Annotated in this window: 10 protein-coding genes; 3 read left to right on the top strand and 7 right to left on the bottom strand. The window is 39.4% G+C overall.

The annotated features are described in order from the left end of the window. Positions 1 to 829 (bottom strand): AAA family ATPase (locus ASL19_RS04155; RefSeq protein ID WP_152980399.1); only part of this gene is annotated, 829 nt, incomplete at its 3' end. A 389-nt stretch (positions 830 to 1,218) separates the two neighbouring features. Here ASL19_RS04155 and ASL19_RS04150 point away from each other — a divergent pair. Both ASL19_RS04150 and ASL19_RS04145 read left to right on the top strand, forming a co-directional pair. Further along, entirely contained in the window at positions 1,219 to 1,470 is a 252-nt protein-coding gene (locus ASL19_RS04150; protein WP_057177407.1) for a hypothetical protein, read from the top strand. 41 nt (positions 1,471 to 1,511) lie between these two features. Beyond that, positions 1,512 to 3,440 carry a GTPase family protein gene (locus tag ASL19_RS04145; RefSeq protein WP_057177406.1) on the top strand — a complete coding sequence of 643 codons (1,929 nt, stop codon included), beginning with the start codon at positions 1,512 to 1,514 and terminating at the stop codon, positions 3,438 to 3,440. Positions 3,441 to 3,479: 39 nt separating this feature from the next. On the opposite strand, the gene ASL19_RS04140 is transcribed toward ASL19_RS04145, so the two are convergent. Continuing rightward, positions 3,480 to 3,806, bottom strand: coding sequence for a hypothetical protein (locus tag ASL19_RS04140; RefSeq protein ID WP_006277543.1), 327 nt, complete (start codon positions 3,804 to 3,806; stop codon positions 3,480 to 3,482). A 139-nt stretch (positions 3,807 to 3,945) separates the two neighbouring features. Continuing rightward, positions 3,946 to 4,566, bottom strand: a complete 621-nt coding sequence (locus ASL19_RS04135; RefSeq protein WP_057177405.1) for an alpha-ketoglutarate-dependent dioxygenase AlkB — start codon at positions 4,564 to 4,566, stop codon at positions 3,946 to 3,948. Between the two features lie 343 nt (positions 4,567 to 4,909). Here ASL19_RS04135 and ASL19_RS04130 point away from each other — a divergent pair, with 343 nt between their 5' ends. Continuing rightward, entirely contained in the window at positions 4,910 to 8,896 is a 3,987-nt protein-coding gene (locus tag ASL19_RS04130; protein WP_057177404.1) for a magnesium chelatase subunit H, read from the top strand. A 46-nt stretch (positions 8,897 to 8,942) separates the two neighbouring features. On the opposite strand, the gene ASL19_RS04125 is transcribed toward ASL19_RS04130, so the two are convergent. The 4 genes from ASL19_RS04125 to ASL19_RS04110 all read right to left on the bottom strand — a co-directional run bounded on the left by ASL19_RS04125 (position 8,943) and on the right by ASL19_RS04110 (position 11,368). Next, positions 8,943 to 9,203 (bottom strand): hypothetical protein, encoded by a 261-nt coding sequence (locus ASL19_RS04125; RefSeq protein WP_057177403.1) that lies wholly within the window; start codon positions 9,201 to 9,203, stop codon positions 8,943 to 8,945. A gap of 67 nt (positions 9,204 to 9,270) precedes the next feature. Next, a complete protein-coding gene (locus ASL19_RS04120; RefSeq protein ID WP_057177402.1) occupies positions 9,271 to 9,972 on the bottom strand; it encodes a hypothetical protein in 702 nt (233 codons plus the stop codon). Further along, positions 9,966 to 11,111, bottom strand: a complete 1,146-nt coding sequence (locus tag ASL19_RS04115) for an AAA family ATPase (RefSeq protein ID WP_057177401.1) — start codon at positions 11,109 to 11,111, stop codon at positions 9,966 to 9,968. Before ASL19_RS04115 ends, ASL19_RS04120 begins: the two co-directional genes overlap by 7 nt. Before the next feature lie 56 nt (positions 11,112 to 11,167). Continuing rightward, positions 11,168 to 11,368, bottom strand: a complete 201-nt coding sequence (locus ASL19_RS04110; protein WP_057177400.1) for a DUF29 family protein — start codon at positions 11,366 to 11,368, stop codon at positions 11,168 to 11,170. Positions 11,369 to 11,539: the final 171 nt, after the last annotated feature.

Raw genomic sequence — 11,539 nt, 5'->3', positions numbered from 1 at the left:
TGCCATACTCCATTCCCTCACGGATAAACAGTAAGATATCGTAGGGGTTATAAACGGAATCGCCACGCCACGAGTATCCATTATATCGGAGGCTCAGTTTATCCCAGTCTCCCCCTTGCAATGGCTGGGTAAAGGTTTGCTCCAAATCTTCCTGGGTGTACCCACAAATGGTGGAAAAGTCCCTACTGATGGTGATGTCCGTGAGTTGGTTTAAACCGCTAAAAAGGCTGACTTTGGAGAATTTGGTGACTCCAGTCATGAAGACGAACTGGATGTTGGCATCCTGTTGCTTGAGAACGGAGTATAGATTCTTGAGCCCCTCTCTCATTTCAGCAGCAATAGGTGGGTTGTCTATATTGTCTAGGATGGGTTTGTCGTATTCATCCACTAGCACCACCGCACGTTCTCCATATTTTGCCATGGCCTTACGAATCAAAGTTCCCAATTTTCCCGGTATATCAGTTGACTCATAGGACACACCCAGATGCTCTGCGTTTTCGTGTAAAATATCCAGTATGCGCAGATCCAGCTCTTGTCGGTTTTTTAATACCCCACCAGCAAAGTCTATTTTAATCACTGGGAATTTTCTACTCCAGTCCCATTGGTCATGGATATAAAGCCCCTCAAATAATTTCTGATTCCCCTCAAAAATCTCCTTGAGGGTATCTATAAACAGACTTTTGCCAAAACGTCGGGGACGAGACAAAAAGAAGGCTCCAGGCTGTTTTATTAACTGGAGGGCAAGCGGTGTTTTGTCCACATAAATACAGTTGCTACCGCGTAGTTTATCTAGGGTGTTGATCCCCAGGGGGAGATTTTTGGGGTTCATACTAATGAATATGTGCTTATTATCTTATCCTAGTTTATCTCTAATTCAAGAGGGCGATCGCGAAGCACTCTCTATGGGATTAACTATAATTGTTTGAATTAACCCCTACCTGGAGACTGTCCGTGGGGGAGACAGGAAATTAATTGTCTTAAAGCTTCCTAGGTTAAAAACCGACTGGCTTTGTCGTGGGTAATTGTAAGGTGTAAAATTTTTCATTTTTCACTTATGCTTGACAAGTCGAAAAGATTTACAAATTTTATTAATTTTTTTCTATAAACCCCTTGCATATTTATTTGACTAGCTGTTATACTTAAAAGTAAGGTGATCTGGATTTCTGATCAGGAAGGGCCCGATCACCTTACACCCCTTTACTCAGAGGTAATGAAATTATGGCACAAACCAGGAATTTTATCGGGAATGTTAGTGACACTACAGTAGTTGGCACTAAAATAGTTCCAGAAGGCGATCGCAGGGAACCATTAAAACACCTGTTAATTGGATCGAAGAAGACAGTTATCAGTACGATTCATTATTTACATGTGCTTGGTTATGCTCATGCAACTGATTGGAGTGATTTGATGCCAACTAGTAACCCGGGAGAGGTGATGAGTATATTGGTAAGGGAGATGGTGATTAAATAGAGGGAGGAAATGGGGACAATAAGTAACAATAAGTGGTTTTTATGAATCGTTTAAAATCCTGGCAATGGTTAGTATTAATCTCGCCTATAGTATTAATCATTGCTTTCATACTTGTATTGGCGGGGATACAAATTAACAGTTGGGGGTTAAATTGGATTTGGGGTATATTTATACTAATATTGACTGGATGGCGTTGGCTGTTGGTAAAATTGACCAAACCAATGATTAATCAAATTGAGAGTGTGTTTGATCAGGTTAAAGAAGAATTGGCATGGAGTGAGGAGAAAGATGTGAATTTCTCTTTAGAGAAAGAAAAAAGCGAGCAGGTAGAAAGGATATTACAAAAAGTTCTAAATGATGGTAAAAATGATCTTGCCATTTGGGAGGACTTACAAACTTTCTGGCAAAGATGTGAAGATTTAGTAGTGGGGATTGCCCATATATATAACCCAGAAGTGAAATATCCCTTGTTAAGTATTTACATTCCCCAAGTATATGGATTAATTCGTGGTACGGTGGATGATATGGATAAATGGATGCAAAAATTATCCCCGTTTTTAAATCAAGTTAGTGTGGGACAAGTTTATCAAAGCTATGAAGTTTATCGTCAATTAGAACCTGCTGCCAAGAAACTTTTTCAGGTGTGGGATATTGCCCAGTTGTTTTTAAATCCTGTGGGAGCTATGGCCAAAAAAGCCACTGATAATCTCAATAATAGGGCTACACAAGAATTATTAATTAATCTGAATCAAATATTAAGAGAAGCCACCTTGAGGAACTTATGTCAACAAGCAGTTGTTCTATATGGTGGGGTAAAAATGGAATTAATCGTATCTGAATTACCAGAAGCTAAAACTCAAACCTTGCGGGATATTATTCAGCAAGCTCAGCCACCAGAAAAGCTAGAAAAAACCCCTCTGAATATTTTGATTGCGGGGCGTAATGGTGCTGGAAAAAGTAGTGTAATTAATACCATTTTTGCCAGTGAAATAGCTGAAGTTGATGTTTTGCCAAGTACGGATAAAATAACAACTTATAATTGGCAAACAGAAAGTGGTGAAATAGTCGAACTTTGTGACACTCCTGGTTATGAACAGGTAAACCGTCAAGATTTTCGCAACTTAGTGATGGATTATGCAAAAAAAGCAGATTTACTTTTATTAGTAACTCCTGCACTGGATCCTGCTTTGCAGATGGATGTAGATTTTTTGGAAGATATGCAAAAGCAAATGACTGACTTACCAATTATTGCTGTGGTTACTCAAGTGGATAAACTACGTCCAATTAGGGAATGGCAACCTCCCTATAATTGGCGCAGTGGAAATAAACTCAAGGAAATGGCAATTAGAGAAGCGGTATTATACCGAGAAGAGAAATTCAAACCAGTCTTGATTAATAGCTCTCATTTAGTTTTACCATTGGTGACTGATGACCCCAAAACTAAACGTTGTGGTTGGAATTTAGAAGAATTGTCTGGTGGACTGCTATCAGTTCTAGACCCAGCAAAGCAGTTAAGATTATCCCGCTTTTTGCGTAACTTAGATATCCGGATTGCCCAATCGGCAAAAATTATTGATCACTACAGCTTTCAAATGACAACTACCCAGGGAATTACCAGTTTATTAAAAAACCCTATTTTGCAATTTGTTGCTACCTTATCTACAGGTTCACCTGCTCTAGCTTATATTCTAGCGGAAAAAATTCCCGTGGAACAATTACCTGTGGTAATTGGTAAATTACAAATGTCTTATGATTTATTTAAACTACTTAATACATTCCAAGAGGATGGAAGAAAAACAACCGAATTTGATTTATTATCCCTTTGGCCTTTCTTGGTAGAAAATTCTGGCACACCCCAGCAAGGTGCTTGGTCTTTAGGTTATTCTTTAATAGAATACTGGACTCAAAATTTAACCATAGAACAGTTGGGAGAGAGATTTGAGTTTTGGCAAAGAACTAATAATAACTAATGGGAATTCAGCTGCACATCCGTGATAATTAAAACTCCTCTACTCTTCTATTTCCAATTGTGCAACCGTAACTGCATCAAAAGCAAAAGCAACAACTAAGGGCATGGGGGATACACAAATAAATGCCCAACTTATGCACAGAAGAGTAATAACTAATGCAATAACTGATATTAATCTTTCCTCATTGGTAGCACCCTTTTTCTGTTTAATTAATTTCAAAGTGTCCATGGGAATGGGCTCTGGAATTACACAACCTGGGGGAAAAGCCCAATAATTACCACGACGTTCTACAAATAAATCAGTCCAACCATTTTCCGTGCACCAGTCCTCAATCCATTCAATATAGTAATGATTGATAATCAACATAACAGTTAGGTTTTAATAGGTTTTAAGTTAGGATATCTAATTGACCGCACCCGCATACTAACAACCAAAAATGATCCCTGGCTAAAAAGTACAAAAAACTTTACGGTGGGTGAATCCCCCCATACATTAACGGTTAATGTCAATTAACAATTCTAAACGTCAAGTTGATTCTAGATTGAACTTTTTTAGCTGTTTTCCCAACTTGATGTTGCCAAAAGTGCTGTGTCTGGTCTTGCATTAACAGTAAACTACCATTTTCTAAGTCAATAACAGTCTTTTGACTCTTGTCATATTTGTGTCGTAAATAAAACCGACGAGTTGCACCAAAACTAAGGGAAGCAATCAGAGGATTCTTACCCAATTCTGGTTCATCGTCACTGTGCCACCCCATACTATCCTTACCATCTCTATATAGATTTATTAAAACACTATTAAACCTAACTGGTACAATTTCCTCAATTTTAGATTTAATAAACTTCAATGTAGGATTCCAAGATTCTGGGTGCTGTTCTATTCCAGAGTAGGTATAGGATTTACCCTCATCCCCATACCATGCAGTCAGTCGTGGAATGGGCATTTTTTTGCCAAACAAATGAATAATTTCTTGTTTCCACTTAATATTACCATATAACTCGCAAAACAACTGGTTAGACTGTTCCACACTGAAAAAATCAGGATACAGTATTACATTGCCATCAGTAGCAATAATTACTTTATGCTCAAACAGATTTTTTTCAGTCAAGTGGTGATTATGATACAAACAGCACCTTCCTTATAAATAATTTAACTTAATTAGGTGAGGTCTAAAATGAAAGTAGGTTGGGTTGAAGCATGAAACCCAACACCCCCATGGGTCTCGTTACTCGACCCACCCTACAAAATAATTGTGCCTCCCTAAATTAATAGTGAGTCGGAATTTGAAAAAGTCTTGCTAAATCATTAAGATTTGCTAATAATGGTTACGTTTTTTATATCATTTTGTTTCAGTTCCAGAGGAAAACTCCCACTCAACCCGGGTTTTCTGGTACAAAACTCTTAATTGCCTAAGAAAATGGAAGAGAAGAACTTCCAACAGACCACACGCATCAAAGGAGCTTTTCTAAATGTTCACCCAGGTGAAATCCACAATTAGACATATTGAACCTGATAATTTAGGGGACCGTACTCTCATCAAGGTCGTTTATGTTGTCCTTGAGTCTCAATATCAAAGTTCCTTATCTCAAGCAGTAAGGCAAATTAATGCCAAACATCCCTCCATAGGGATTGAAATTAGTGGCTATTTAATTGAAGAACTGCGCAATCCAGAAAATTATGAAGAATTCAAACGTGATATAGCTAGTGCTAATATATTCATCGCCTCTCTGATATTTATTGAAGATTTAGCACAGAAACTGGTTACTGCTGTGGCACCACACCGGGATAATTTCGATGTAGCGGTTGTTTTTCCATCTATGCCCGAAGTAATGCGCCTGAATAAAATGGGTAGTTTTTCCTTGGCACAGTTGGGACAATCTAAAGGGGTTATCGCCAACTTCATGAAAAAGCGCAAGGAAAAATCTGGCGCGGGGTTTCAAGATGGAATGCTCAAGTTATTACGTACCCTCCCCCAAGTGTTAAAATTTCTTCCCATGGAAAAAGCCCAGGATGCAAGAAATTTCATGCTAAGTTTTCAATACTGGTTGGGTGGTTCAGCAGAAAATCTAGAAAACTTTTTGCTGATGTTGGCAGATAAATATGTTTTGAAAGGTGAAGACAAAACGAATCTGGCTAAAGCTGAATATCAAGCACCCGTAGTTTATCCCGATATGGGGATTTGGCATCCTTTAGCTCCCACCATGTTTGAAGATGTGAAAGAATATCTCAATTGGTATAATAGTCGTAGAGATATTCCCAAAACCTTAAAAGACCCTCTAGCACCCTGTGTGGGTTTAGTGTTGCAGCGAACTCACCTGGTTACTGGGGATGATGCTCATTATGTGGCCATAGTCCAGGAATTAGAGTCTTTAGGTGCTAAGGTTCTCCCGGTGTTTGCTGGAGGATTGGACTTTTCTAAGCCTGTGAATGCCTATTTCTATGAGCCCACAAGTCAAAGACCCTTAGTGGATGGGGTGGTATCCTTAACTGGATTTGCTTTAGTAGGTGGACCTGCAAGACAAGACCATCCCAAAGCCATAGAAGCATTAAAACGGCTCAACCGTCCTTATATGGTGGCTCTACCCCTGGTGTTTCAAACCACGGAAGAATGGTTAAATAGTGATTTGGGTTTACATCCCATTCAAGTAGCTCTACAAATTGCCATACCTGAATTGGATGGTGCAATTGAACCAATTATCCTCTCCGGTAAAGATGGTGCTACAGGAAGGGCGATCGCACTGCAGGATAGGGTGGAAATAGTTGCCCAACGTGCCTTAAAATGGGCTAGTCTCCGTCGTAAACCAAAATTGGATAAAAAGATTGCCATTACGGTTTTTAGCTTTCCCCCTGACAAAGGTAACGTGGGAACTGCTGCTTATTTAGATGTATTTGGTTCTATTCATGAAGTTCTCAAAGGATTGAGAAATAATGGATATGACGTACAGAATGTTCCTGACACTGCTAAGGAACTGATGGAACAAGTGATTCATGACGCACAAGCACAGTATGCCAGTCCCGAACTGAATATTGCTTATAAAATGTCTGTGTCAGAATATGAGACCCTCACACCTTATTCGGAACGTCTAGAAGAAAACTGGGGACCACCACCAGGACATTTAAATAGTGATGGACAAAACTTATTAATTTACGGTAAAGAGTTCGGTAATGTTTTTATTGGTGTCCAACCTACCTTTGGTTATGAAGGTGACCCAATGCGCTTACTATTTTCCCGTTCCGCTAGTCCTCACCATGGTTTTGCCGCTTTCTATACCTACTTAGAAAGAATTTGGGGTGCTGATGCGGTTTTGCATTTTGGTACCCATGGTTCCTTAGAGTTTATGCCCGGTAAACAAATGGGTATGTCGGGAGATTGCTATCCTGACCAACTAATTGGCACAATTCCTAATCTGTATTATTACGCAGCTAATAATCCCAGTGAAGCCACAATTGCCAAACGTCGCAGTTATGCAGAAACTATTTCTTACTTGACCCCACCTGCAGAAAATGCTGGTTTATACAAGGGGTTGAAGGAACTGAGTGAGTTAATTGCTTCTTATCAAACCTTGAAGGACAGCGGAAGGGGAGTTTCTATTGTCAACGCGATTATTGACAAGTGTCGGATTGTTAACTTGGATAAGGACATAGACCTTCCCGAAAGCGATGCTAAGGATCTCTCCCCAGAAGACAGGGATAATGTGGTGGGGATCGTCTACCGCAAGTTAATGGAAATAGAATCTAGGTTACTACCTTGTGGTTTACATGTGATTGGTAAACCACCAACCGCGCAAGAAGCTGTTGCTACCCTAGCTAATATTGCTAGTTTGGATCGGACAGAAGAAGAGATTCTCAGCTTACCTCGGATCATTGCCCAAAGCTTAGGAAGGGACATTGAAGAGATTTACCAAAATAGCGATCGCGGTATTTTGAGTGACGTACAGTTACTACAGGATATTACCATGGCTACCCGTGATGCTGTGGGTTCTTTAGTACAAGCACAAACAGATGCGGAAGGTAGGGTTTCTCTAGTTTCTAAGTTGAATTTCTTCAACATGGGTAAAAAAGAACCCTGGGTCGAGTCCCTACATAACTTGGGTTACACCAAAGTAGATGTATCCGCACTCAAACCCCTATTTGAGTATTTAGAATTTTGTCTCAAACAAGTGTGTGCAGATAACGAATTAGGAGGTTTATTACAAGGACTGGAAGGGGAATATATATTACCGGGACCGGGAGGGGATCCAATTCGCAATCCGGACGTATTGCCAACGGGTAAAAATATACACGCCCTAGACCCACAATCCATCCCCACAACCGCAGCTGTGCAGTCAGCCAAAATTGTAGTGGATAGATTGTTGGAGAGGAATAAAGCGGAAAATAATGGTCAATGGCCAGAAACCATCGCTTGTGTGCTGTGGGGTACGGATAATATTAAAACCTACGGAGAATCCCTGGCGCAAATCATGTGGATGGTGGGGGTAAGACCCATTCCCGATTCCTTGGGGAGGGTGAACAAATTAGAATTGATTCCCCTGGAAGAATTGGGGAGACCCAGGATAGATGTGGTTATTAACTGTTCTGGAGTATTTCGAGATTTGTTCATCAACCAAATGAACCTGCTTGACCAAGGGGTAAAAATGGCCGCTGAAGCTGATGAACCCCTGGAGATGAACTATGTAAGGAAACATGCTCTACAACAAGCCCAAGAAATGGGTATAAACCTACGTCAAGCTGCGACTCGGGTGTTTTCTAACGCTTCCGGTTCCTATTCCTCGAATATTAACTTAGCAGTGGAGAATAGCACTTGGGATAGTGAAGCAGAATTACAAGAAATGTATTTGAAGCGCAAATCCTTCTCTTTCAATTCTGACAATCCAGGAGTGATGGATGAATCTCGTCAGTTATTTGAAAACACCCTGAAAACTGCTGATGCAACTTTTCAAAATCTGGACTCTTCAGAAATCAGCTTGACTGACGTTTCTCATTATTTTGACTCCGATCCCACCAAGTTGGTAGCTAGTCTGCGGGGAGATGGAAAGAAACCAGCATCCTATATTGCTGACACAACCACTGCGAATGCACAAGTGAGAAGTTTATCGGAGACCGTGCGTTTAGATGCGCGGACAAAACTGCTCAATCCTAAATGGTATGAGGGAATGTTATCTCACGGTTATGAAGGAGTGCGGGAGCTTTCTAAACGGTTAGTAAATACCACTGGTTGGAGTGCAACTGCTGGCGCTGTGGATAACTGGGTTTATGAGGAAACTAATGAGACGTTTATTAAGGATGAGGAAATGCAAAAACGTCTACTCAACTTGAATCCTCACTCTTTCCGCAAGATAGTTTCTACCCTATTGGAGGTCAATGGTCGTGGTTATTGGGAAACCAGCGAGGAAAATTTAGATAGGTTACGAGAGTTGTATCAGGAGGTGGAAAACCGCATTGAAGGTATAGATTAGGGTTCTTAGTGGCGATCGCTCGGGGTAATATGACTCTAGGCGATCGCTATGATTTCTGCACATGGCAATATAGATAAGCCAGATGAATGCGGTCTTGTGGAATATCTCGAGAAACAAGGAAAGACAAAAAAAGACCAATTGCCATGGATTTATTTTCCGGAGCAGGTGGACTTTCTCTGGGAATTCTGCTGGCTTTGATGTGGTGATATCCATTGAAATTGATACTTTTGAATCTAAATACTAAGTAGGGAGGCACAATTATTTGTAGGATTGGTCGAGTAACGAGACCCGTGGCGTTGGGTTTCATACTTCAACCCAACCTAAGTTCATCTTATATTTAATTCCACCCACCCACTTAGTCAAATCTATTTTTACTATTTACAAAAACTCTGGAGATCTGTATAAAATCTTCTGAATAGGGGACATTTTCCCATCAGCTGACTAGGTTGTATTTCTAGTAATAGTGAAGGGGTATGATAACCTTTGCGAAATAATACACTTGATTCTTGGCTACACTCCATTAACAATTCTGATAGTTTGTCTTCACAACAATTTCTTTGGGAGTCATATTTACTAAAAGACTCTGGAGCATCAAAGGAAAAACCCATTTCCTTCATTTTATGGCTTAAACGCCAAAGGATTGCATCACTTTTAGCCCTAAAATCCTTATGCTTAGCCATAGTGCTATGCCAGTCTCCAATAATCCAGGACTCTATTTCTGGCGCTGCAAAACCAACAATCCTTGGTATATCAGCACATTCAGGAAATTTTGATATTGCATCTAAAAATTTTTCTTTTTCCTCAGTGGGATCTCGACAATCTAAATCATCAAATACTAAGATTAAACTACATACTTTAGGTTCATTTTTTAGAGCGATCGGCAATTCTTGACTTATTTGATTAATTAGTCCTTGACCCGTTCTACCATAAGCTGTCGTTTTAACACCTGGTTTGGGACCAGGTTTACGCCTTGCGGGTGTTTTGCGTTGAAATTTACAATTAAAGTTCTTCTCAAGAAACGGGATCAGTGATTGAACTTCTGTCTCCCCACCACCAGCAAAAACCCAAACTACCATGGCCACCCTCCAATAGTTGGATCGCCAACTCGATATAAGTCACCTAATTGCCATCCTTCTTCTAATTTATCAGCAAGCATTTCTTGGGTAAGTTTTTTGATCGAAAAATGACTTTTACCATAGGAATCAAAACAATAAACCTTCTCTAAACAGTCAGTAAAATGATCTAAAAGATCGGGACTGTGGGTAGCAATTATGATCTGAGTTTTATGGGCAGCCATTTTAATCCACTCGGACAAAATTCTCATCCACGCAACGTGCAAACCTAATTCTGGTTCATCAATAACCAGTAAAGATGGTAACACAGGTGAATGTAGTATAATCGCCCAACATAACATTCTTATGGTTCCATCAGATAGTTCCTTTAAACATAAAGGTTTCTTTGTATCCAACGAATACCATTCCATGACCAATGATAACTCTTGAGAACGAACACAACGAATACGATATGTTCTAGGTAAAACTAATGTCATGGCTTTATTGATGGTTTCTTCAAAAAATATGTCTTCCCTGATTAAGTTTTCAAAAACTAAGGCTAGATTATCCCCTGATGCTGATACGTACTTGTCTGGACTTGTTATTTTGGTCTCTGAGGTTTTAATTTTTTCTAAGTCAAAACTATTGGCATTATAAAACTGCCACTGTGAAACAAAATCAAGGAGTTTTCTTGCATCTTCAATTACATTACTAGCAGGTTCATAAAGATAAAGATGTGGAAAATCTATTATGACTTTGTCTCCCACTTTTAATGATTCTTGATCAATAACTACTGCTTGTTTTCTATCTTCCTTTCGGTTCACTAAAAGACTCAATTCCAGGATGTGGTTTTTTGACGTAGAATCGGAGGATAATCCTGCAAAACAATAAACAAAGTAAACACTAGCTGGGTCTTCTATGGTATTGTCTAAAATCCCAGCACCTCCGATTTTATTGACCGCATCCTCAAAACCATTTATTTCCAGAGCATACTTCGTTGGATATAAACAGTCTCTAAGGAATTTTAAAGAGTTAATATAATTACTTTTACCTGAACCATTAGCACCAAGTAAAATGTTTAAATTATTGAACTCGACTGGATCTGGTAAATAGAGATTCTTGTAGTTTTTAGTAGCGATGTATTGCAAAACAGGCTGACTCATATTTTTTTCCCTTATATGGGTTAATTATATGGTACTATGAGAGAGTAATAATTATTCTAATTATTCAACAACTTCCACAACAAAAAAATTTGTGGCGCAGCAATAAAACTGCGATCGCTTTGTTCGCTCTTACCCACATCCTCTATTTCCTCCGCAATATGCTCCAGGTCAAGCAAGTGAAATTGGCGACTGCGTATAAATTTAGCCTGTTGATTTGCCCAAGCGACAATATCCTCATCATAGTTGGTAGCATTCATCCTAATTTCTCCTTTTCGCCAGCGATCGCTATTCCTCCTATCTCCTAAATTATATCGCTACAGAATTTTTCCCATTTTTCCCTTTGACCACAAAAAACTTAATTTTTTCTTATTGTTCATCTTTTATATACAAATCTATGGGTTAATAGGATTGTACAACCATTTTAAGTT

The organism is Cylindrospermopsis sp. CR12 (genome assembly GCF_001432185.1).
GTDB lineage: Bacteria > Cyanobacteriota > Cyanobacteriia > Cyanobacteriales > Nostocaceae > Raphidiopsis > Raphidiopsis raciborskii.
This window is presented reverse-complemented; position numbering and strand designations above follow the sequence as displayed.